This is a genomic window from Pseudomonas sp. BS3767 (genome assembly GCF_900099665.1).
GTDB classification, from domain to species: Bacteria; Pseudomonadota; Gammaproteobacteria; order Pseudomonadales; family Pseudomonadaceae; genus Aquipseudomonas; species Aquipseudomonas cerasi.
The window spans coordinates 114383-136648 of sequence record NZ_FNCX01000002.1 but is presented as its reverse complement, the minus strand read 5'-3'; the positions used below and the strand labels follow the sequence as shown (position 1 = coordinate 136648).

Below are 22266 nucleotides of genomic sequence, written 5' to 3'. Positions count from 1 at the left end.
CAGCCCCGAGCAGCGCTGACGCCCCCTGCAACTTACAATTGGCACGATTTCTAGAGTTTCCATTACCTTCGATTTTTCGAGAGCAGACGACAATGTTTTCCTACTGAATTAGGATATAGTTATTTATAGGAAAGTCGGAAAGAACGCATGGCAAGGAACATTCATAGCCCTAGTGTTGATGACCAGATCTCTTACCTAAGAGAAGCGTTAGAGCTACGTCTTCTTGAGGTTTCGGACATTGTGCAATGGGCGGACGATCAGATCACTGCACGGGGAAATCCTACCTATGAACTGATAGAGCTCGCGCTGATGAGTGACTCGAATCGGTACGACACCGCAAATCAGTTACTTCGAGTCGGGACTCCCTCCTTGAGCCGCGCAGAGGTGTTGCCCTATGTGCTCGCCAAGGCACATGAAAGGCTACTTGCAGATCCTGATTTTGGAAAGGTCTTAGCAGAGGGGATGTATCAATCCTGGTTTCGATCGAATTACGACTTTCCTGACGCTCTTAGCCTGTGCGGCTATTTCGAGGATGCTTATTCATTGGCTGAGAGCGGGATAGTTGGAACAGTTGACCAGATCAACCGAGAGTTGCTTAAGTTTACTGCCCAGTTTCAGGACTGTAACTGGTTCGCGAGTGTGCTTGGCCGATAGCGTTCTCGTTTTGAGGCTGGATCCGAGATTATGGGACTAGAAGACATTGGCGCTAGGCGCTCGCGAGAGTCATGCGTGACTCAGGCAGGCATCGGCTGACGATGCGATAGTAATTGGCCAATCTCACTGGCCGCTACGTCGGCAACCTAGCCAGCGCGTTCGACATACCTGCACGCGTATCCATCGGTTCGGTGGAGAGCCAGATGACGTCAATGCGGACCACTAGGCAACCTTAATGACTGTCGGCAGTTGGAGTTATGCGGAAACGCTGTTGGGTGCCTATGGCACATTGAAGGCTGAACAGGACTCCCTCGGCTCATGGTGACCGAGGCGCGTATTTGGGGTACACAGATCAATAGGCCAAGCTTCTGGCCATTCTTACGATGCTTTCCTGTGTCCATTGCTCCACCATGGGGCGTGTGGCAGGGATGAAAAGTCGTGACTCGCTGACAACCTTTTCACGACGCATCGGCATCGTATAGCTGTTGGAGGCAGTTGATGGGGGCTCTTCTATCTTCGCCATGTCTAAGTTCTTCAACGTAATGCGATACCAGCCACTGTTGAATGCGGCCACTTCGAAGCAGGACATTATCAGCTTGGACAGGCTGGTCGGAGAAACGAAATAGAGACCAGCAGTACGCCCCTCCACCGGCACACTTGCATCAGTTTCCAGCAGGATGAGCCCGTCGTCGAAAACACGCCAGGACGTTTCTCCCGACTTCAAACCCGTAAACGACCTGTCATCCCATTCTTCATAGCCCTGCTTAAACTTCGCTAAGCCCAGATTATGAAGGCTTTGGAAAATCTCATCACGGCGCTGGGTAGCCCCGTGCACAGCATGCTGCTCAACGGGCTGTGGCAAAAAGGCAAACTCAAGTTTTGGCGCGTAAGAGTGCCCACTGTACGAACGAGAGCTTGATGCCTCCATGATACGCTCGTGAAAAGCTTTCTCGGAAAGTGAGTTTTTGGATTTTTCCATCCTGCTCAGGCCTTGGACGATAGCTTTCAACAGTTCTTGGGGATCAGAGAATGAAGCTCTGAAAAAACCTAGCTTGTAGTCGGACACCTCATTAACGAACACAGTCTGCTTCGGATCAAAGTCTGCCTGCTGGATGAAAACCAGAATCGGCTTACGCTTGCTTACTGCCTGGCGAAATTCCTGCTGCGTAACAGAGAGGGCTGGCTGGGGTTCATAGCCGTAGTTAGCACCGAGGATGAGAATATAAACGTCGCATTGGTCGACCTCTGTCAGGCAGGCATGCTCCGAAGAATATGTGCGCGCCCCGAAATGCTCACTCATGATCGGCTTCATATCCAATGTTTCCACGGCGTCTTTGGCTGCGGCCCTGAAATGCTCAAATCCTTTTACCACGGAGCTTATGAACACCTTCATCAGTACATCCTCTGAACGCTGGCACGTGTGCGTCCTTGGACTGCTGCCCGGTGGGATTGTTGCAGCTAATTTTGGCATTGGAGGGTGGGGTAACGACCATATGATCAAACGCTTATACATTCAGATCAGAGGCCGTACCGTTTGTTAGCACCAGGGGCAGCCACCTATGCTCAAGGCCCTACACGCACACCTTTCTCCTGAGCTTCCTTCACAAGCCGCTCACGGTCCGCAGGAAGTAGCATCCGCGCTTCAACCAGCGAGTCTGCAGCTTTACTCACCGCAGACACATAAGCCTCCTTCGTGGGGTAGCGTTCCTCCAAGGAAAGGCGGGGGTCTCCGGCCACGATTCGCTCTTTCTTCGTCTCGGCAAATGGGAGGAAGCTGCCTTGAAAGTTGCAAAAGCCGCCATCAAAAAACTCGGGCCGGAAGGTGTTCCAACCCGTGTAAGTTCCGATGGGAGCACCCAGATACACATCCCGAACGCCACCCACATCAATTCCGTCTGCATCCACTTGAGGCACCAGGAGGCCGTAACTGCCGACCCCCGATTTCGGCGGCTCGTTTGTGAGAATGCCAGAGCTGTCTTCGGGACGAAAACCAGGTCCAAAATCAAGCACTTGCAGGCTATTGACGGCACCGGTGTAGTGGAGCGCGGGGCGCGTAACGCCACCATAATTGGTCGCGGGGATGAGCGGGAAACTGACCCTGTCCGCCGGCACGAGGGTACCGTCCGCCACAGAAGGCTTTATCGAAGCGGGCGGTGTTGTGTCATCACGAACCCAGCTAACGAGGTTGATGAACGCTGCGCGCATTGTCCAGGTGTGTGGATTGGGATTTGATTGGACCTGGCAAAGCCCAAAGGGTGGGTTAACCGGAAGTGGCAAAGACGGCGGGGCATGCTGCGTACTTGCCATAATAAAAGTGCGGACGTTTTCCGGTTCAGGTGTATCGCGCAAGCCGAGTGGATCGGTAAGGCCAAGCGACTGGCGTCCCTCCCAAAGTTCAAGGGCCGTTGCCATGTGGAATATCAGAGGGCAGGTGTTATTATCGTTGCAGCGATCCAGCAAACCCTGCGAGCGTCCGGTAATCGGATCGGTTTCCCGGCCATAGGTAAACGGAAAATCGTAAGCAGGGTAGTCATGATCGACATGCTGGCCCCAAGCCCGGCCAGGCTGAGCAAACCGGATGTTGAGCGGCATCAGGCCGCCACCGATATGCGGCATCGCACCATCATAGACCCGATGACCTTCCTCGCTGCGGTTGAAACCCAGTGCGATCATGCTGCGGATGAATCGGCCGGATTGTGATGAGCCAGTGATAATCGACTTGACCTTGGGCCCATGCACGACAGGGTTGGGCACACCTTTATCGTCATGCTCAGCCTGCTGGAAAAACGCACCAACATCCCGTGCGATCGCAAAACCGATACCCATTACCGCCGGCTCCTTGGCCCGGTATATCAGCTCGTAAAGCTTGCCGGGCTGAAAACCAGCGGGTAGGCATATCTGGGTTTCGTTTGGCGTATTGCAATCGCCAAACTTCCAGTCATTCACTGGAATTTCCTGCCTGGGCGCATTTGCCCGCGAACGCACCGTCAACGTCGGACGAAAGCCATCCGAGAGCACTTTGGTATTGTCGGTTTCAACCGATTTATAGCTGGTATGAGGCGGCGTGGAGGTGAACCAACCTGCGGACAGGTTAAGGCTGACGGTCGGTGAGAGCGTGGTCAACTCACTGCGCACCACACCTGTTACCGGCGACCCATCAGTATTTATGGCCGTCGGCAATTGCACCATCATGCGGTTGTCGCCCGGTGCAACGTCACCTTGCCAGGCAAACGCGATCAGCGTCGTACCCTGGCGCTGTAGAAAACCGTCTCCGGCGACGTCGAAGTTGTTGAACGCTGCTGGGCTACCCCGCATATCAGCATTGAACAATAACATCGCGCGCTTAGAGCCTCGATTTGGCACGTCGAATAGAAGGATGTCATTCGATTTGGCCACGTCAGCGGGACGCAGGATTGCAACATCGGTCGTGTATTCAACCATCCCACGACCGTTACGGGGTGCAAGTTCGATGTCTTGAATAATCTTGTTTCCAGACGCTCCTGGGTCTAATTCACCATGAGCGCGTGCAAAGACGCGTTTGTAAGCCCCTGTATTCCCGAAGCTTTCGCCTCCGAAAGCGGGTTCGGTCCGCAGGATCTCCAGCTGTGTAATACGGGCTTGGGCGGGTGCTGCAACGATCATCATGGAGCTTGCAAACGCTGCAGCATGAAATAGGCGATTCATCTTTACCCCCAATTTGTCATTTTTTTTATAGATGGCTTTTGATGCCCCGATAGTAATGCTTGTACAGATCAAAGGGCTTCAAGCATAGCCCGCAGCTAGCTCGGTTATGATGAATTCGTAAGCGTCCAGAGAGCATTCCCCGCCAATTTCAGCCTTCAGGTGGACAGTGGCTATGTGAGGAATGTAGCCATGGCGTATTTCAGAGTTGCGCGCTGGAGCTGATGTAATTCGTATTTGGTGAGGAGCCAGACATGGGCCGCAGACACGTTGACGATCAACATCTCAGGGCGCTCAATAAAAACTTATCATTGGGCTTGCAAACCTAAAGATGTCGACTGCACAAAACCTGCAAAGACAGTTAGGCATGCTCCAGGCTTCTCAGTCCATCACAGGGTACAAAAATCCAACCTTCAGACTGATCTATGGCTGGCGTTGGATGCACGAGTAAGTCTGGTTGACTCTCAAATGACCAACCAACCAGCGCACATGTCAGCGCGTCCTCCAGATCCACGTGATAAAACTCACGACGGGCCTTGAGCTTTTCAATTGGGACACTGCCACCAGAATTTTCGTAGAAAGGCCGGCGCATGTCGCTAATGCAGGCTGATCGTTTGCATGCGGAAGGGTAGGCCTCAATTGCCTGAATGTAACGGCCATCTGTCCAGAGTCCGCAACTCGCGAGATCTGGTGCAAAACGGGCCAGGAAATGAATTCCCTTTGTAGCCTGACTTCCAATCATGTCCTTTATGGGAGACAACGGCGACAGCCCTCGTTCAAAAAGAAACCGCTCTGTTTCTCTGTGTAGGTAGGGGTTCGCTGATGAGGAAAGAATTTGGCCGGCAGCAACCCTGGAAACAATCAGGTCAGTAAATGCCTTGGAGAATCCAAGTGGCGTATCAATCGCGAATAGCAACCTGAACGAATTTTCGAGATCAATTTTCACTTGGCACAATTCAAGGATCTTGATGGCCAGAATTTTGGAGCTGGTTGCCTCATTAAGGGTGTTGCGCAAATTCCCCCTCCAAGGAACACCGACCAATTCTCTGGCTGAGTCAAGAATCACCAATGCATCCCGGCTTGCTGGATTCCTGTCGCAATTCCAGCCCCCGACATCCCATCCGACATAGAACTTTTGGCTGTCTTTCAAAATGTGCACTCACATTGAAGCTCTTTGGGCTGCCCTCGCTGAGTCGCCATTTAGGTCTAATGATTCTGGACATCTTTCAGGCGAGAGTGTTACCAGATTCAGGTGTTTGATGGACACGCAAAGCCGTACCTCAAACTCAAGAGCGCGGTAGGCTTTTAAAGTGTACCCACTGACCGAATGCACAGTTGGTTACCCGAGCGAACCACAGGCCTCAATGTTGCCACAGAATCGATCAAGCCTTCGGCCCGCCGCCTTGCAATTGAAATCACCAGAAGAAGTGCGACATCTATCAGTACCTAGCGATTTTCTCACCGGAGTTGATTTCCGGCTTCATTTACCATGACCCCATTCCAGACACCTTAAAATCCCAGCCTCAACGCTCCCGCACCCAGTCAGCTGTGACTTGACTCACAGTCTCCCCTCGCAACCCCACCCGCATATCCGCTCCACTCGGCTGCTGATACAAACTCAACCCGAACTCCGGCATCACCGTAATCAGATAATCGAAAATATCCCCCTGTATCCGCTCGTACTCCACCCACACCGTCGTGCGCGTGAAGCAGTAGATTTCCAGCGGGATGCCCTGTGAGGTGGGTTCGAGCTGGCGAACCATGCAGGTCATGTTCGGGTTGATGTCGACGTGGCTTTTCAGGTACGCCAGGGCGTAGGCGCGGAAGGTGCCGATGTTGGTCATGCGCCGGCGGTTGGCGGACATTTGTGCGACGTTGCCTTGTGCCTGGTTCCAGGCCAGCAGTTCGGCCTGTTTGCGGCCGATGTAGTCGGTGAGCAGGTGGATTTGCATGAGTTGCTGTTCTTCATCGTCGCGCACGAAGCGCACGCCGCTGGCGTCGATGAACAGGCTGCGTTTGATGCGGCGTCCGCCTGATTGCTGCATGCCGCGCCAGTTGCGGAACGACTCGGACATCAGGCGCCAGGTCGGGATGGAGACGATGGTTTTGTCGAACATGTACACCCGTGAGAGGGCCCTAAAATGGACATTCGAAAATAATTAAAAACAATCACTTACAGACAATCGCACCTGTCCATCTTTTTCCAGAAAAATGGACAAGGCAGGCAAGATCTCAACGTTGATAGGGGAGAGCTGTGGTGCCTGGCAAGCCACGTCTCTGGAGCAAATCCAGACCTTGCTGGCCCGTTCAGATCTACCTCGCTCCTGCCGCCTGAAAGCGTGAATTTTGGCACCAGCCTGGTGGGGCTGCTGCTTCCCAATGCAAGATTCTCAGTTAGCTAATTGCCCAGTTGATGCATTCGCCGCACCAGCCTTAATCTTTAAGCGTCTGATGCCACAACCGACGCAACGTCGATTCAGGCACCCCTAGATGTTTCGCTGCCTCACTCTGACTGAGCCCTTTCGCCTTCAGCTCTTGCACGGCCAACCATTTTCTCTTGGCTTCCAACACTCTCGACGGATCCATAACTTGTGGTTCGGTTGGCAGAAGAGTGTCCGCTAGCCCTAGGGATTCAGCCTCATCCAGCGCAGCCAGGAGAGATTCCCGCACTGTGCACTTCTCATGGGAGGCAGCAGCGAGTGCCAGCAAAGTAATTGGCTCTACTTTCAGCGCTGAGGCAAGTCGGGCACTCATTTCGATGGTCGCTGAGCTTCTACCGAGCTCAAGCTCGCTCACGTGGGCTTGTGTTAACGAGCCCGCGAGTTTTGCTTGAGACAAGCCTTTCCGAGTGCGAAGCAGTTGAACCACTGCTGCATAAGATTTCCGCAGCGACATTTCACTATCCCAATAAAAAGAGACGGTATGTCGTATTTGCCTGCCGCCACACAAACAGATATATTTGTCGTTGTGGCGGTACAGCGCCTCAGCCGCTAATTATTGAATATTGACAGAGAGGGGGTTGGGCCGTGGATGGGATCATCGAAGACGGTCTGTTGGGCGATCCTGGTGTCAGCCTGATGGGTTCTGAGCTAGGTCTCGAAGCCGTGATGGCTGCCGCTAGGCAACGTTACAAATGGATGCCCCTCTGCGCCGTAGAAGAATGGACAATCCTCGACGCCATCGTCACCGATGACGAGCGAGCGAAAGTTACCGCTGCAGGCTGCCAACCAATCTTCATGTTTGCCCACAAAGTGATGCATGACGAACAGAGAAGATTTGAACCAGGTCATTGGGTGCGCTCAAGCATGGGCACCGCTTTCAAAGAAGGCTACCTATTCGAAACACGCAACTCCGTCTACGTTTTGCTCGGGCCAGGCCATCGTAAGTCTGCTTCTATCGAAGCGATATTTTCCCTTTTCTGATTACCACCGGTTCTGCAGGGCAACTGACGTTCTGCAGCAGCTTGAGGCGACACATGTTTAGAACCATAGACAACGACCTGATAGGCGTCCCAGGATTGTTCGGGGAGGGCGTATCCCATTGGCGCGGAGTGTCAAGGCTGCTCCGAACTCCTTGGTACCACTTGACCCTCAGCGTCGAAAACGAAGGTCGGGTCAGCGAGTGTGCTGTGATGATTGACGACACGCGTCAGCTTCAAGAAATTCTGGTGAGCCAAGGCCCCGACTTAAGTATCACCGAAGTCATGGCTGTGACGCCGTCCTGGATGAATAAGACCACAGGCTGGCAAATGGGGCGATTGACCAGGTTGAGCGTAGGTGAGGACAGAATTGGCTCTGAGGTTTGCGTCCTAGAGGTGGGTGAGGGCGAGGTTTACCACACCTCGCACCAACCAGATTTTCAAATTGGAGCGCTGGTGAACATCAGGCCTGTCTTTCATTTAAGCATGATTCGATTAGCCTGAAAATTACCATTAATCCCCCACGATACCAGCGCTCCTGGTTATGTGCGCAATTCTTGATAACTACCTACAGACCGCAACCGGAGCCCAACGATGCTGGACACGATAGATGTGAATTTTCACGGCAAACGCCATACAGATTTTGATCTGAAGCGAATTATAAGGGCTCAAGAGCAGGGCTTTGACATACCGGTCACTGCGTACCTTTGCGGAGTATCTATCAGGGCGCGCGCAGGCATTGGTGTGGTGTTTGGTCACCAGCGGAAAGACCAGTATGGTCGGTTCGGAGACGGCCATTTGATCCGGACTTCCGACGTGTTGAAAGTCGAGCGGGAAGGTAGGTTTTGGGTAATGACAACTGAAAATTCGAGATATGTCCTTGTTACGTTTCAGCGTAGTAACGGACGTGCTAGCCTTCGCCAGTATCTGCGACTATCTAGTGGTCAGCATCATCTGTCCCCGCACGTACTGCAGTAGGCGTGTAGCGTTATCGCGGACGATACACGTCCTGATCAACCTCGATGGAGAAGTGCCGAATGCGCTCCCTATGGCTGACCGCATTCGCCATCGATTTGCCTCGACGCCAAGGTTTTAGCGCTTGAAACCCACAGCCTCGTCACGTCTTCTTTCTTTCTCCTGTTCCCACTCCCATTCCCAGCGGAGCTGCTCATCTCGATCACTAGAATAATCTGGCGCAATATCACCAAATTTAACTACATCCATTTCACCCTCCACCTCGATCTCATTCGGGACAAGAGCATTGCCTAGTTCTTTCCAATCACCCTTGAAGTGGATGAGGACTTCTGTCTCGTAGCTTTCATTTCTTTCTTCTACTGACCCACCTAATGGTACATAATCTTTATCAATCGAGTCGTACTGTGAGAATGAGAAAGTAGTCATTACCTTGGTATTTACGAGAGCTGTAAGGCTGAGCACAACAAGATCATCCTCAATCAAGACGATTCTAATCTTAGGTTTGTTGTCTTCTCCTTGGGCGAACTTATGACCAAGATATTCGATTTGAACGTCGTCGCTCTCGAAATAGAATAGAGAGTTCGCTTCGATATCGGGTGTTTGTTCACTAACTCGCTCCGATATTACATTTTTGATGCCTTGGAATAGTTGGCTGTCTCTGTCGAGTAGTCCATCCGCTTGGAGCATCTCAATGAGGCTCTTTACCTTTGTATGAGGTTGGAATAACGCAAGCGCATCTGGCAGCTCTTCAACAACGTGGAGGTAGGAGGAACCTTTCGCAAATGCGTGCCAACCTTTATCCTTGCTGACTAATACAGTTCTTTTGTCATTCCCTACTGCCCAAGATTCAAGAGTAAGTAAGGCGATGGCGTCCGGAAATTCGTGTTTTTTTTCTATCGCGGTTTCGAATGGAGCTTCGGTAGAGAAGTACATGCGCATTAAGTCGCTAATATTGACACATGAGCTAGCAATTACACTACCATTAATTCGTTTATAGAAGTTCTTCAGCTTTTCTTCTGCCATCAGTCTCGGGTTTATTTCGCATAAATGAGAAGCGCCAAATTCTGGTATCTTGCTGTCTTCACTATATTTAGAAAGCGTTCTTAGATTGCCTCTAGCTGCCTTCAGTGCTTCAGCGATTTCTGCAGAAAGATGTTGTACTCCCTCGGAATGAATAACATCTGGCTGAACTATCTGGACAGGGCTGCCTTGGAATTGTTCAAGTTGCTTTAGGATGCCTCCGTCGAAGTTGTAGCGCTGGCCACGAAGAATGTTACTGTCGATGGATAATGCAGCGAAATCTAGATAGGGCTCTGCCTGTGGCATGTACATCTCCTTGACTTCGGGGAGTTATTGAATCTTCCGGTGAGGTTAGAGTAGCTCATTTTACGCGTTGGGTTGATGCTGTGGCTGGGAAGAAAATTCGTTTAGTTTTCCGAATAAACCTGGCGCCGGATACGAAAATGTAAAATGGTGGCCCCTCTCAGTGAGTCCATCGAGTCCTCATTTTGCATAGTGATGGAGGTGGCCGAAGCGGTATAGTAGTGCACTGGCGGAGGCGAGCAGGGTGAGTGAAAAATGCCCACATGGCAAAGGGCTGCGCAGCGGCGAGGCAGAAATTCTGGTTTGGCTTTGCTAAAAAGCTTATTTTTACGATGTAAGAGCCGCCGTGAATTAATTGCTAGAGTTGAAGGTTGATCGCCGAGCACAAGTAGAGGTCATAGTGGATCAGAGAATTGTAGATATTATTGAGTGGAATAGCGGCTGGAGAACGACGGGTACAAATATTGAAGAATTTTTCGCTCGGGCAGCCATTAGCGAAAGTGCAGAAAAGCCTGGGATTATTACCCTTATAAAAAATGATCCATCTCTAGCAGCCATTCTCTCGGGATGGCAAGTGATCGGTCTGTCTCGTCACAGGGTGACACCTGAGCTGTTCGCGTCATGGATTTACAAAAAAGGTATCGATAGATGTGACTTCGAGCGGGAGCTAACGGAGTACATCGAAAATGATAGCTTTTCAGCCTACGGGGTGGTGCTTTTAGCAGGCTTGGAGGTGGATGAGCCGATAGAACTTGGGAGATTCGGTCGGCTGACAAATATCTATCAACTTCCTAATAAAAAACTTCAGTTGGCATTGACTGATTCAACGGATGAACATGCTTTATTTCCACAGTATTCGGCTGCATTGGTTATACCAATGTCCCATCCGGTTTTAATTGGTCAACCTTCGCAGGGTGAACTTCCTGTAGCTGTTTCAGATGTCATGAAAGATCTCGATGATGTGATAAACTGTCTTATGCTGTGCAGTGAAAATTCCTTGGCTGTGCAGAAAGTAGCGTCATCAATCATTCCAGCTGACGCTGTTCCTTCCTTTGGCCCAGCTGAATGGATACATCATTCTTTTCATGTCCGCAGGAAGTCAATTCAACTGACAGCTTCCTCGATTGTGGTTTTACTTGAGCAGTTGGAGAATCTCGGTCGGCTCAGTGAAAAACACCGTGAGCATATTCGTTTGCCTATAAAAAAGTTGAATGAATATTATAGCTGCGGCGATCTTTCAGATTCGGCTGTATATCTGCGTACATCCTTGGAAAGTTTGTTCCTTGATAATGATAGTGGGGAGTTGTCACACAGGCTTTCAATTCGCGCCGCTATAATCATGGGAGGGCCGATTCAGCGTAAGTTAGAAACGTACAGGATGATTAAAAAGGCTTATGAATATGGGTCGAAAGCGGTTCATAGGGGGCGTTTAGTGGAAAAACGTAACGATGAGGTGAGGCGAACCTTAGACTTTGCAGCTTCCGTCGCGAAGCACGCTATCAAACATTTCCTCGCCAGCCCCATTGATGATTGGATCACCGTCGAACTGGGCGGCGATATTCCAGCAGTTGTAGATCGCGGATGAATTTGCTGGATGCGTCATTGAAAAACGTGACGCTGTTGTGTTCCCTTAACATAGGTTCCACCAGCCTGTCCAAGCCAAAATCGGATCCCACAGGTACAACGTCGACAAACCTTGTACCTGCGGGCCAACCGTGATTTGAATCTACAGTGGTGCCGACTTATTAGCCGAAAGCCTTCTTGGTCTAAGCAAGCTTGTTGCCCAGTGGCCCGAAACCTCCGCAGTAGGAAACGTCCTGAACCTGGAACTCCATGCCATTAGGGCCTTCCACAAAAATCTCAGGGGTTTGGCCGTTGGGCTTTTCTACACGCACAGGGACTTTATGTGCCTTAAGGCGATCCACGACCTCGCAAGCGTTGAAATCATCCATACCCACTCCGAGAAGCGGCTTGAAAGTTCGTGGACTCGGCCCTTGCTCCAGTAGTACAAATTCCGGGCCTGACCCGATGCGTAGGATGGTTCTTTTACCACCATAATCAAGGTCGAAGACATGTGGCTTCATGTCGGTCAATTTTGTGTACCACGCGATGGCGCTATCGATGTCTTTCACGACCATGCGGACGTGATTGAAGGTTGATAACTCTACTGGCGCCGGCCAATCAGGCTGACGTTTAACTGTGGCATCCATGTCGCAAGTTTCGCCCAGAAAACCGTTTCCGCCACAGGCGGTATCCGGGTTGAACTGCATAGGAAATCCGTCCGGATCAGTAAAGTTAACGCCGTTGATTGTTTTACCCTCTCTCAAAACCGATTCAGCTTTCGCGGGCATCTTCGAGAGAGCCGCGAAGATCTTGTCGACGCTGAAATCTCGTATGCCGAAGCAGAAGTGAGGACGAATCGACGCTTGGGCTTTGAGTTCCTCCGGCGTCATTTGCGCGAGTGCTATATAGGCGACCGCAGACCCACGTCCTAGACGTAAAATACTTTGACCATTCCCGCCAAACATCGAATTTTTATAATCTTGAAATGCGTACTCTGGCATCGCAAAAACTCGACCACACCACTCGATGGTGGCTTGCAAGTCCGAGCATGGAAAGCTTGCGTGGTTGAGACTGGTTAAGTTCAACCGTGGGGCGGCATCGGATGACTTTCCCGTATCAATCGCGCTATGGGAACTGCGCGTCACCGTTCCGGTAGATGACTTGGCAGGGGCAGCGCTTAAAGGAGGGGCAACGGCGTCACCAGTAGTCGTAGCATTTAACGCGCCCTTGGATGAGCGATGATCCGTAGAAAGGATTATACGTTTCATAGCGCTTCTCCTCTTTGCTGTGAGTGACTGCGGAGCAGTTCGTTCTCTTGTCAATTGCCAATTTTGTAGACCCGGCCTAAGGCTTCACAACATAGCGACCATCAACGCTAACACCTTAAGTTCTCGAGTTTGTTGAAAAAAATGCAACACGCCTTTGAATGTAATGCAATGTCGAGTGTGTGGCGAAAAGCAAAGCAGTTTAATTTTCTTGAGCATCGCATCGTTCCAGGATGCGAGTTTGGACGATCAGAAAAGGCCGCATAAAAAGGCAACAGGGCATTGAATGCGGCTTTGGACTTTCAATAAGACGACCTCCCACGACCAAGATGTCGCATTTTGTAATATTCAGAAATACCCGGTATAAATCCCCCCGCCTTAACGAGAGCCAACCCTGCTGGAATGAAAATGCAGCGTTTATTCATGACATCGCGTCATATACCCATTCGCCATCATCCCTCTAATAAACTCATGAATTGCACTTGATAATGATTCTTCCTGCGGCGAACGCCGACAGATCGAATGATTGAAGGAAGCGTTCATGACTCTCAAATTCAAAGCGTCTCTTATTCTTGCAACCTCGGGAATTTTCACCTCCCTTTCGACGGTGGCGAATGCGGCCTCGCAGGCCCAAGCAGCAGATGCGTTTGACCTAATTCCTGAACGCCCCTCGAGTGTCTACGTGGATGCGACTGCAACCCACGTGCCTATCGCGCCTAGCCTTCACTCAACCGATTCTGTGTTCACCGATGTTGACCACGACGGCGACCTCGATGTGGTCGTTTCGGTGGAGCACGGTGTTAACCGCCTTTACTTGAACGATGGCCAAGGCCGGCTCACGGATAAACCTGGTGCTTTTGGCAAAGTCATTCATGACAGCGAGCATGTGCGTGCTGCCGACTTCAACGGCGACGGCAACATGGATGTTGTGTTTGTTGCAGAGGCTGACGAGGTGCATCAGCTGTTCCTTGGAGATGAAAAGGGTGGCTTTACTGACGTGAGTGATCGCCTGCCTGCGACGAGCCAAGGTAATGGCCTGGCGCTTGGCGATGTCAACGGCGATAACCTGCCAGACATCATTATTGGCAGCACTGGCGAGACTGATTACGCGCCCGATGCCAAGATCATCCCGGCCCGGAATCTTCTGTTTCTGAATGATCCCAAGCGGCCAGGGCACTTCATCAACGCAACGGAAACCCACCTTCCGAACACTGACGACCAAACCGAAAGCATTGCTTTGGCAGATATGGATGGAGACGGAGACCTAGACATGGTTCTCGCGAGCCCAGCCCATCCGAACCGTCTATTACTCAACGACGGCAAAGGCCACTTCACAGATGCTTCTGACCGTCTGGAGCTTCTTGTTCCTATGGAAACGAGGGACGTGCACGCCGTGGATGTGAACCAGGACGGCCACATGGATATCGTCTTTTTCAGCATCACAAGCAACAACTTTGGGTGGGACAAGGATCCACAATCTCGGATCTTGATCGATGACGGCAAAGCGCGTTTTAAGGACGAGACTTCCCAGCGCCTGCCAACCCACACTTTCTCCAGCTGGGCCGGTACGGTCGTCGACTTCAACTCTGATGGGAAACCGGATTTGCTGGTGGGCGCCATCCAGGTACCCGGTTTTGTACCGCTTCAACTGCAAGCTTGGCAAAACGATGGCCAGGGTCGCTTCAAGGACGTAACGCTCGAGGTGGTGCCAGGCATCACTGTCGGTCGTAGCTGGAATATGGGGCAGGGCGACCTTGATGGTGATGGGAGAGCGGACATATTTATCGGCGGTTGGGGTACACAAGCACGCTTGCTGCTTACAGATAAAGAAGGGTATCGAGCTACGCTTGCACCGCTTCCTCCTCTGAAGCCAGCATCTAATAAAGGTGGGAACACGTAACGACTCTTGAGTGACTGTTTTGAGTTACCAGACGTTTCGGAGTTCGACGCAGTAATCCGGTCAGTTTGCCTGCAGGCACCGGCTTATGGAACTAGCTCCTATTGATGAGTTGGATTCAATGCATCTTACGGTTCTTCTAAACGTTTACGAGAGGAAGTCGTCGGTATCATCAAAACTAGCGCGCGAGTCAGGCTTGGCCAGCGTCTTCAGAACCCTTCGAATTAGGTAGGAATCGTGTTTCATATTTATCTGACTATCGCATATCTCTATGTGCTTGTGCGTTTCGTTTACCCGTTGCCATTGCCATGGGTGAGTCGTGGGCTCATCGGATTTGTGCTTCTGGTTGCTTCGAAATATCACCTGCTCTCCGTGTTGTTCTACGGAAATATGTGGTCGCCAGAACTTCCTTTTGCGGTAGTGCTTGTTCTTGGCTGGCTGTTTTGTTCGTTTGTTCTGCTTTTTGTTTTCACGCTCGTTACTGATGTAGTTAGCGTTCTGGTGCGGATCTTAGGCGGTCGCGATGCTCTGAACTCTGTAGGAATCAAGCTTCGTATTGGCGCGGCAGTTGCCGCTGCCGGTCTGGGCGGGTTTGGTGTCTATCAGGCTATCCAGGTTCCAGAGATACATCGCGAAGAGCTCACTATTGAAGGCCTGCCAGCAGAGCTTGATGGCTTTAGGTTTGTGCAACTGAGTGATCTGCATATCAGTCGTTTGTTTCCAGAACCTTGGGTACGTGCGGTTGTGGAGCGCACCAATACCTTGTCTGCAGACCTGATCGTCATCACTGGGGACTTTATCGACGGTTCCACTGAAGCGAGACGGGCAGACGTTGCACCGCTGAGCGATCTCCGCGCGTTACACGGTGTTATTGGTATCCCAGGCAACCACGAATATTACTTCGATTACGCCAAATGGGAGCCAGTGCTGGAAGGGTTAGGGATACGTATGTTGACCAACGAGAATGAAGTAGTTCAGCACCAATCTGCCGAGCTGATTATCGCTGGCGTTACCGATGCGGCAGCGATGAACTACGGCTTCGCCGGCCCTGACCTTGGAAAAGCGTTGAAAGGTGTCTCGCCGTCGTCGACGATGATTCTACTGAGTCACAGACCAGAGGGCGCTGTGATCAATGAGGCAGCAGGGGTTGATGTGCAGCTATCAGGCCACACACATGGCGGCATGATCAAAGCATTGAGTGTGTTCGTCGCGAACGCGAACGAAGGCTTTGCCTCGCGCGGATATGACGTCGGCAAAATGAAACTTTATGTAAGTAACGGGACAGGACTTTGGATGGGTTTTCCTATCCGACTGGGCGTCCCGTCTGAGATTACGGAGTTCACGTTACGACCTGCCCGTTGAGTCGGTTTAAGCCTTTAGCGTCACTGTAATCATCGCGTCATCAGGCGTTCATAATAATAAAGTTTGAAAAGGTATCAGGCCCTGAGCGCAGTTAAGAATGCGCTCAGCGTTTGGTGCTGGCAGAAATAACTGTTTAACCAACATACATACGTGTTTTACGCGCATACATGAATGTATGAGTAAGACATGACAAGAGCTTTCGCTCGCGCTTTCTTTTGTCATATCAGACTGAGGTCGACATGTTTAATTTGAAGTCAAAAGCCGGTTATTCCGGCGGTGTTCTGCTGTTTGTTATCACCCTCTCAGGGTGCGAGAAACAGCAAGAGGTTGCTGCGCCGAAGCCTTTCGAGGTCGGTGTGATTACGGTGAAAACCAGCTCGGTGCCTGTTTACAGTGACCTGTCTGGACGCACCAGCGCCTTTTTGGTCTCGCAGGTGCGTGCCCGAGTCGATGGCATTGTCCTACATCGTGAGTTTACCGAAGGCGCCAACGTCAAAGCGGGACAGCGGCTCTACAAGATCGATCCGGCACCCTATGTGGCCGCATTGAACAGTGCAAAAGCCACATTGGCACGAGCCAAGGCAAACCTTGTTGCCCAAAACGCTCAGGTGGAACGCTATGAAGTGCTAGTCGCTGGCAATGCGATCAGTAAGCAAACCTATGACAACGCAGTTGCCACACACGGGCAGGCAGCCGCAGACGTGGCAGCCGGCCAAGCGGCTGTGGAGCGCGCGCAGATCAATCTCAGTTACACCGACGTCGTGTCGCCCATCAGTGGGCGAATAGGCGTGTCGGACGTTACTCCTGGTGCATACGTTCAAGCCAGTGGCGCGACTCTTATGGCAACCGTCCAGCAGCTTGATCCGATGTATGTCGACCTTACGCAGTCAAGCGCGAGTGGGCTGAAGATGCGTACCGATATCCAGGAAGGACGCCTGCAAACTCAAGGAAGCGGGGCGGTAAAAGTAGCGCTCACGTTGGAAAATGGTCGTGCCTATTCCCACGTAGGAAAGCTTCAGTTTTCGGACGTGAGTGTTGACCAGGGTACTGGGTCGGTAACCGTTCGGGCCGTATTTCCCAACAAGGATCAAATGCTCTTGCCTGGAATGTTCGTGAGAGCGCGTCTTGAGGAGGGTACCAATGCAGGCGCCATGCTTATTCCTCAGGTAGGCATCACTCATGATCAATCAGGGCGACCTATCGCTTTGGTGGTTGGGCCGGATGACAAGGTCTCGCAAGCTGTCCTGACTACTGCCGGGACACGCGGCAGCGACTGGGTGGTGACGAGTGGATTGAAACCTGGCGACCGCGTGATTGTGGAAGGTACGGGAAAAGTTCGCCCAGGCGCACTGGTGAAGACTGTTCCTGCTCAACAGCATGGCGCCACAGCCACGGGCCCTGCGTCCGAAACCGAATCAAATCCTAGCCCCCGCGCATAGGCCCCTCACTCTTCGAAAAGCGAGCCCGTGCCTCATGGCTAATTTCTTTATTGATCGTCCGATTTTTGCGTGGGTGCTGGCAATCATCCTGATGTTGGCTGGGGTTGCTGCCATTTTTGCGCTCCCGGTTTCTCAATATCCAACGATTGCACCACCGACCATTCAGATTCAGTCCCGCTATCCCGGCGCATCTGCCAGCACTGTGGAGAACACAGTCACGCAGGTTATCGAGCAACAAATGCGCGGTCTGGATCACCTGATGTACATGTCTTCCACCAGCGATGACTTTGGGCAAGCGGTGATCACCCTGACGTTTGCACCGGGGACAAACCCCGACATCGCGCAGGTTCAGGTACAGAACAAGCTGCAGCTGGCGACCCCTCAGCTGCCCCAGACGGTACAACAGACCGGCATCGAAGTGTCGAAATCCAATAGCAGCACGCTGCTCACTGTCGGATTTATCTCCTCTGATGGAGCCATGAATCGCGATGAGCTTTCCAACTATGTCGCGTCGAACATTCAGGATCCGGTAAGTCGACTTGATGGTGTTGGTCAGGTTCAGCTTTATGGGCGCCAGTTTGCGATGCGAGTCTGGCTCGATCCCGGAAAGCTCAATAATTACAAGCTGAACCCGACTGATGTCACTGAGGCTATCGCTTCACAGAACGTGCAGATTGCTGGTGGATCGCTGGGGGGAACGCCACCTGCTCCTGGCCAGATGCTGCAAGCCACAATTACCGAGGCTACGTTGTTACGCACGCCTGCCGAGTTCGAGAACATCTTGCTGAAGGTCGAACCCGACGGTTCACAGGTTCGGGTGAAGGACGTGGCCAGAGTCGAATTGGGGGGCGAGGATTACAACTACCTGACGCTTTATAACGGTCAGGCAGCCTCTGCAATTGGCATTCAGTTAGCTACAGGCGCGAACGCTCTGGAGGTAGCTGAGAGAGTTCGTAAGCGTGTGGCTGAGCTTGCACCCTTTGCCCCGCCAGGTGTTGTCGTGACGTATCCGCAGGACACCACGCCGTTCGTGACGGCGTCGATTGAAGGTGTGGTTCATACATTGATTGAAGGGATCGTATTGGTCTTCCTGATCATGTATTTGTTCCTGCAGAATCTGCGCGCCACGCTCATTCCAACTATTGCCGTGCCAGTGGTTCTCCTGGGGACGTTCGCTGCGATGGCGGCTGTTGGGTTTTCCATTAACACGTTGTCGATGTTTGGCCTTGTGCTTGCGATTGGCTTGTTGGTGGACGACGCGATTGTCGTGGTGGAGAACGTCGAGCGCGTGATGGCGGAGGAAGGGCTGAGTCCCAAAGAAGCTACCCGCAAAGCAATGGGGCAGATTACCGGTGCGTTGGTCGGGGTCGCGGTGGTATTGGGCGCTGTGTTCGTTCCAGTTGCTTTCGCCAGCGGTTCGGTCGGAGCGATCTACCGCCAGTTTTCTCTCACCATAGTCGTCGCGATGATCCTTTCAGTGCTCACCGCTTTGATCCTCACCCCTGCACTCTGCGCGACGATGTTTAAACCCATCGGCCCTGATCACCAGAAAAAGACCGGTTTTTTTGGCTGGTTCAATCGGGTGTTCGACAAAGGTCAGGAGCGTTATCACTCAAACGTCAAGCGGGTCATCCGTTGTTCCTCCCGCTCGATGCTGTTGTATGCACTGCTCACCGCCGCTGCGGTGTTCATGTTTTTGCGCGTTCCTACTGGCTTCCTGCCGGACGAGGATCAGGGCCGTATTTTCGTCGTTGTAACGACTCCTCCAGGTGCGACCCAAGAGCGTACAGCCCGAGCTTTGGATGACGTCAGCGCTTACCTTCGCGGCGATGAGAAGGATATCGTCAACTCGACTTGGGAGATCAACGGCTACAGCTTTCCCGGACGTGCTCAGACATCAGGCATTATCTTCGTGCAGATGAAAGATTTTGCTGAGCGTGAAGGAGATGCGACTCGCGCCCAGGATCTCGTTGCCCGGATCAACGAGCGGTTTGCCGACTACAAGGATGCCAATATCTCTGCGGGCAACCCCTCTGCTATCCCAGGGCTGGGTAACGTTTCAGGCTTCGACCTGGAGCTTATGGACAGTGGTGGTGTAGGACACGACGCCCTAATGGCCGCTCGTGATGATGTCATTGCTCGTGGCAATGCATCTCCTGTTATGCAAAACGTTCGACCTAACGGCTTGAGTGATACTCCGAAGTTCAAAGTGAACATTGACCGGGAAAAAGCCAGCGCGTTGGGGCTGACCGCAGAAGGTATCGACCAGGCTTTCTCTGTCGCGTGGGGCTCTGCGTATGTGAACAAGTTTCTGGACATGGATAACCGGATCAAGAGTGTCTACGTCCAGGCGGACGCTAAATGGCGCATGACACCCGAGAACCTGAATGATTGGTACATCCGTAATAGATCTGGGGACATGGTGCCTTTCAATGCCTTTGGATCGGGAGAGTGGATTCACGGCTCACCACAACTTGAACGCTACCAGGGTGTGCCTGCCATTCAAATCAACGGCAACGGCGCTGAAGGCTATTCCACCGGACAAGCCATGGATGCGATGGAAGAGGTATTGAAGGACTTACCGCCAGGCATCAGCTACATGTGGACGGGGATCTCTGTTCAGGAAAGGCAGTCCGCCTCTCAGGCGCCGCTCATGTATGCGATCTCTATCGTGTTCGTGTTCCTTTGTCTGGCAGCTCTGTATGAGAGTTGGTCGATCCCGATCTCGGTGATTATGGTCGTTCCACTGGGTATTCTCGGGGCCTTAGCAGCGGCACTGATGCGAGGGTTGGAGAACGACGTGTTCTTCCAGGTTTCACTGCTGACTACAGTCGGTTTGGCAGCAAAAAACGCGATCCTCATCGTGGAGTTTGCCAAGGATCTGCAGGACAAGGGGATGGATGTTGTAGAGGCCGCCATTGAAGCTGCTCGTCTTCGTCTTCGTCCTATTTTGATGACGTCTCTGGCATTCATTCTAGGTGTCATGCCGTTGGTGTTCAGCAGTGGTGCCGGCTCCGTAAGCCAGAATGCAATCGGTACGGGCGTTATTGGCGGCATGCTTGCGTCCACGTTTCTCGCGATCTTTATGACGCCGCTGTTCTTCGTCGTGATTAGCAAGCTGACGACGTCCAGGCGCAAAAAGAAAGCCTCTGTAGGCGACGAAAGTTTTCAAGTCGAAGGGGGGCATTGAGATGATGCTCATTAAAGGGTTTTCTCCTTTCGCAATGACTCTCGCTGCTGCTTTGACTGCTGGCTGCAGTCTGCAGCCCGCCTACGAACGTCCAGATTCGTCGGTCGATGCGGCTTATCCCACAGGTGCCGCCTACGACCGCCAGCCAGGTGCTACAGCTCCCGACGGCGGGGCCCGAAGCTCGGGCGGGAAGGCGGCAGTCGATATCGGCTGGCGGGATTTCTTTGTTGATGCACGGTTGCAGTCAGTCATCGAAATCGCTCTACAAAACAATCGTGATCTACGGGTGTCGATGCTCAATGTGGAGGCTGCGAGGGCGCAGTATCAAATCACCCGCGCTGAGCTATTTCCATGGGTTGATGCCGGCGCATCGTCCACCCGTGAACGCACGCCAAGCAACCTATCTACAGGTGGGTCAACCTCCAGCACGGTCTATTCCGTCGGCGCGAATGTAGCCTGGGAGCTGGATTTTTTTGGCCGTGTGCGAAGCCTGAAGGACGAAGCTTTGGCGCAATATTTGTCGCTCGCTGAAACCCGCAAAGCGGCAGAAATGGCATTGATTTCACAGGTGGCTATCCAGTACCTGACGATGCTCGGCGAAGAGGATCAATTGGCAGTCACCCATGCCACGCTGAGGAATGCTGAAGAGTCCTTCCGGATCACCAAATTAAGTTTCGACAATGGCATCGCGACCGAGCTTGACCTGCAGCAGTCCCAAGGAATTCTGGAGCAGGCCTCAGCGACACTAGAGGCCTATTCACGTGCTCGGGCACAGGATGAAAACGCCTTGGTCATGCTGATAGGGCAAGCGTTGCCTGATGACTTACCGGCAGGAAAGACACTTTCACAGCAAAACCTCCTGACCGACATCCCTGCCGGGTTGCCTTCCGAGCTGCTGCAACGTCGTCCCGATATCGCTGCGGCTGAGCAATCACTTTTAGCAGCCAATGCGTACATAGGTGCTGCGCGAGCTGCTTTCTTTCCGAGCATTTCCTTAACGGGAAGTTTTGGAACCTTGTCGCCCTCGACCAGTGGTCTTTTCATTGGCGGTCAGGGCGCCTGGAGCTTCGTACCGCAGATCACTGTTCCTATCTTCAGGGGCGGCGCGAACAGAGCCAATCTTGAATTGGCTCAGGTTCAGAAGCGTATCGAAATTGCGAGGTATGAAAAGGCGATCCAGACCGCTTTCCGAGAGGTGGCGGATGGTTTGGCCGCTCGCGGTACTTATGACCGGCAGATCCAGTCATTACAGCGCTACGAGACAACGCAAACGCGGCGCTTGGAGTTGTCGAACATGCGCTACAGAAGTGGGGTCGACGACTATCTGTCTGTGTTGCAGGCACAGACGGACTTGTTCGATGCGCAGCAAAGCCTCGTATCCGCGAAGGTCGCCCGAGCTAACAATCTCGTCACGCTCTACAAAGCGCTTGGGGGTGGGTGGGTGGGTGGAACGTTCTGGTGACCAACCTCGGAGCTCCACAGCAGGCCTCTCAGCATCT

At 52.4% G+C, this 22266-nt stretch carries 16 protein-coding genes and 1 pseudogene; 10 read left to right on the top strand and 7 right to left on the bottom strand.

Features of this window, described 5'->3' with window-relative positions:
* Positions 1 to 147 precede the first annotated feature (147 nt).
* Positions 148 to 654 (top strand): hypothetical protein, encoded by a 507-nt coding sequence (locus tag BLR16_RS05095; RefSeq protein WP_003363434.1) that lies wholly within the window; start codon positions 148 to 150, stop codon positions 652 to 654.
* 352 nt (positions 655 to 1006) lie between these two features.
* On the opposite strand, the gene BLR16_RS05090 is transcribed toward BLR16_RS05095, so the two are convergent.
* The 5 genes and pseudogenes from BLR16_RS05090 to BLR16_RS05070 form a co-directional block, all read right to left on the bottom strand.
* Positions 1007 to 2047, bottom strand: a complete 1041-nt coding sequence (locus BLR16_RS05090; protein ID WP_074804835.1) for a DUF4062 domain-containing protein — start codon at positions 2045 to 2047, stop codon at positions 1007 to 1009.
* Positions 2048 to 2217: 170 nt separating this feature from the next.
* Positions 2218 to 4338, bottom strand: coding sequence for an alpha/beta hydrolase domain-containing protein (locus BLR16_RS05085; protein ID WP_074805388.1), 2121 nt, complete (start codon positions 4336 to 4338; stop codon positions 2218 to 2220).
* A 358-nt stretch (positions 4339 to 4696) separates the two neighbouring features.
* A complete protein-coding gene (locus BLR16_RS05080) occupies positions 4697 to 5494 on the bottom strand; it encodes a hypothetical protein (RefSeq protein WP_003346237.1) in 798 nt (265 codons plus the stop codon).
* Positions 5495 to 5858: 364 nt separating this feature from the next.
* Positions 5859 to 6461 (bottom strand): annotated as a pseudogene (locus BLR16_RS05075) (mechanosensitive ion channel family protein); the annotation flags it as partial.
* Between the two features lie 307 nt (positions 6462 to 6768).
* The gene (locus BLR16_RS05070; protein WP_074804830.1) at positions 6769 to 7230 is read right to left on the bottom strand and encodes a helix-turn-helix domain-containing protein; all 462 of its coding nucleotides are present in this window, start codon (positions 7228 to 7230) and stop codon (positions 6769 to 6771) included.
* A 131-nt stretch (positions 7231 to 7361) separates the two neighbouring features.
* On the opposite strand from BLR16_RS05070, the gene BLR16_RS05065 reads away from it, so the two are divergent.
* From BLR16_RS05065 to BLR16_RS28785, 3 genes are all read left to right on the top strand, one after another.
* Positions 7362 to 7757 carry a DUF6957 family protein gene (locus BLR16_RS05065; protein ID WP_092194145.1) on the top strand — a complete coding sequence of 132 codons (396 nt, stop codon included), beginning with the start codon at positions 7362 to 7364 and terminating at the stop codon, positions 7755 to 7757.
* 209 nt (positions 7758 to 7966) lie between these two features.
* Positions 7967 to 8257 carry a hypothetical protein gene (locus BLR16_RS05060; protein WP_232917502.1) on the top strand — a complete coding sequence of 97 codons (291 nt, stop codon included), beginning with the start codon at positions 7967 to 7969 and terminating at the stop codon, positions 8255 to 8257.
* A 90-nt stretch (positions 8258 to 8347) separates the two neighbouring features.
* A complete protein-coding gene (locus tag BLR16_RS28785; RefSeq protein ID WP_074804824.1) occupies positions 8348 to 8731 on the top strand; it encodes a hypothetical protein in 384 nt (127 codons plus the stop codon).
* 114 nt (positions 8732 to 8845) lie between these two features.
* Here BLR16_RS28785 and BLR16_RS05050 read toward each other — a convergent pair whose 3' ends face one another.
* The gene (locus BLR16_RS05050; protein ID WP_074804819.1) at positions 8846 to 10054 is read right to left on the bottom strand and encodes a PIN domain-containing protein; all 1209 of its coding nucleotides are present in this window, start codon (positions 10052 to 10054) and stop codon (positions 8846 to 8848) included.
* Between the two features lie 397 nt (positions 10055 to 10451).
* Between BLR16_RS05050 and BLR16_RS05045 the strand changes: the two genes are divergently transcribed.
* Positions 10452 to 11636 (top strand): HEPN domain-containing protein, encoded by a 1185-nt coding sequence (locus tag BLR16_RS05045; protein WP_129402391.1) that lies wholly within the window; start codon positions 10452 to 10454, stop codon positions 11634 to 11636.
* Positions 11637 to 11817: 181 nt separating this feature from the next.
* Here the strand turns inward: BLR16_RS05045 and BLR16_RS05040 are convergent, their stop codons facing one another.
* Positions 11818 to 12882 carry a VOC family protein gene (locus BLR16_RS05040; protein WP_129454488.1) on the bottom strand — a complete coding sequence of 355 codons (1065 nt, stop codon included), beginning with the start codon at positions 12880 to 12882 and terminating at the stop codon, positions 11818 to 11820.
* Positions 12883 to 13420: 538 nt separating this feature from the next.
* Here BLR16_RS05040 and BLR16_RS05035 point away from each other — a divergent pair.
* The 5 genes from BLR16_RS05035 (at position 13421) to BLR16_RS05015 (ending at position 22229) form a co-directional block, all read left to right on the top strand.
* Positions 13421 to 14779, top strand: a complete 1359-nt coding sequence (locus BLR16_RS05035; RefSeq protein WP_074804810.1) for an FG-GAP repeat domain-containing protein — start codon at positions 13421 to 13423, stop codon at positions 14777 to 14779.
* Between the two features lie 234 nt (positions 14780 to 15013).
* Positions 15014 to 16138 (top strand): metallophosphoesterase, encoded by a 1125-nt coding sequence (locus tag BLR16_RS05030; protein ID WP_074804807.1) that lies wholly within the window; start codon positions 15014 to 15016, stop codon positions 16136 to 16138.
* Positions 16139 to 16377: 239 nt separating this feature from the next.
* A complete protein-coding gene (locus tag BLR16_RS05025) occupies positions 16378 to 17577 on the top strand; it encodes an efflux RND transporter periplasmic adaptor subunit (RefSeq protein WP_074804804.1) in 1200 nt (399 codons plus the stop codon).
* A 34-nt stretch (positions 17578 to 17611) separates the two neighbouring features.
* Positions 17612 to 20767, top strand: a complete 3156-nt coding sequence (locus tag BLR16_RS05020; RefSeq protein WP_074804801.1) for an efflux RND transporter permease subunit — start codon at positions 17612 to 17614, stop codon at positions 20765 to 20767.
* A 1-nt stretch (position 20768) separates the two neighbouring features.
* Positions 20769 to 22229, top strand: coding sequence for an efflux transporter outer membrane subunit (locus tag BLR16_RS05015; RefSeq protein WP_080484231.1), 1461 nt, complete (start codon positions 20769 to 20771; stop codon positions 22227 to 22229).
* The last annotated feature ends 37 nt before the right edge of the window (positions 22230 to 22266 follow it).

Excerpts from the sequence above, each read along its gene's own strand:
- BLR16_RS05035 (WP_074804810.1), top strand. The coding sequence starts at position 13,421 with ATGACTCTCAAATTCAAAGCGTCTCTTATTCTTGCAACCTCGGGAATT.
- BLR16_RS05040 (WP_129454488.1), bottom strand. The coding sequence starts at position 12,882 with ATGAAACGTATAATCCTTTCTACGGATCATCGCTCATCCAAGGGCGCG.
- BLR16_RS05020 (WP_074804801.1), top strand. The coding sequence starts at position 17,612 with ATGGCTAATTTCTTTATTGATCGTCCGATTTTTGCGTGGGTGCTGGCA.
- BLR16_RS05070 (WP_074804830.1), bottom strand. The coding sequence starts at position 7,230 with ATGTCGCTGCGGAAATCTTATGCAGCAGTGGTTCAACTGCTTCGCACT.
- BLR16_RS05095 (WP_003363434.1), top strand. The coding sequence starts at position 148 with ATGGCAAGGAACATTCATAGCCCTAGTGTTGATGACCAGATCTCTTAC.
- BLR16_RS05085 (WP_074805388.1), bottom strand. The coding sequence starts at position 4,338 with ATGAATCGCCTATTTCATGCTGCAGCGTTTGCAAGCTCCATGATGATC.
- BLR16_RS05025 (WP_074804804.1), top strand. The coding sequence starts at position 16,378 with ATGTTTAATTTGAAGTCAAAAGCCGGTTATTCCGGCGGTGTTCTGCTG.
- BLR16_RS05050 (WP_074804819.1), bottom strand. The coding sequence starts at position 10,054 with ATGCCACAGGCAGAGCCCTATCTAGATTTCGCTGCATTATCCATCGAC.
- BLR16_RS05060 (WP_232917502.1), top strand. The coding sequence starts at position 7,967 with ATGATTGACGACACGCGTCAGCTTCAAGAAATTCTGGTGAGCCAAGGC.
- BLR16_RS05090 (WP_074804835.1), bottom strand. The coding sequence starts at position 2,047 with ATGAAGGTGTTCATAAGCTCCGTGGTAAAAGGATTTGAGCATTTCAGG.
- BLR16_RS05015 (WP_080484231.1), top strand. The coding sequence starts at position 20,769 with ATGATGCTCATTAAAGGGTTTTCTCCTTTCGCAATGACTCTCGCTGCT.
- BLR16_RS28785 (WP_074804824.1), top strand. The coding sequence starts at position 8,348 with ATGCTGGACACGATAGATGTGAATTTTCACGGCAAACGCCATACAGAT.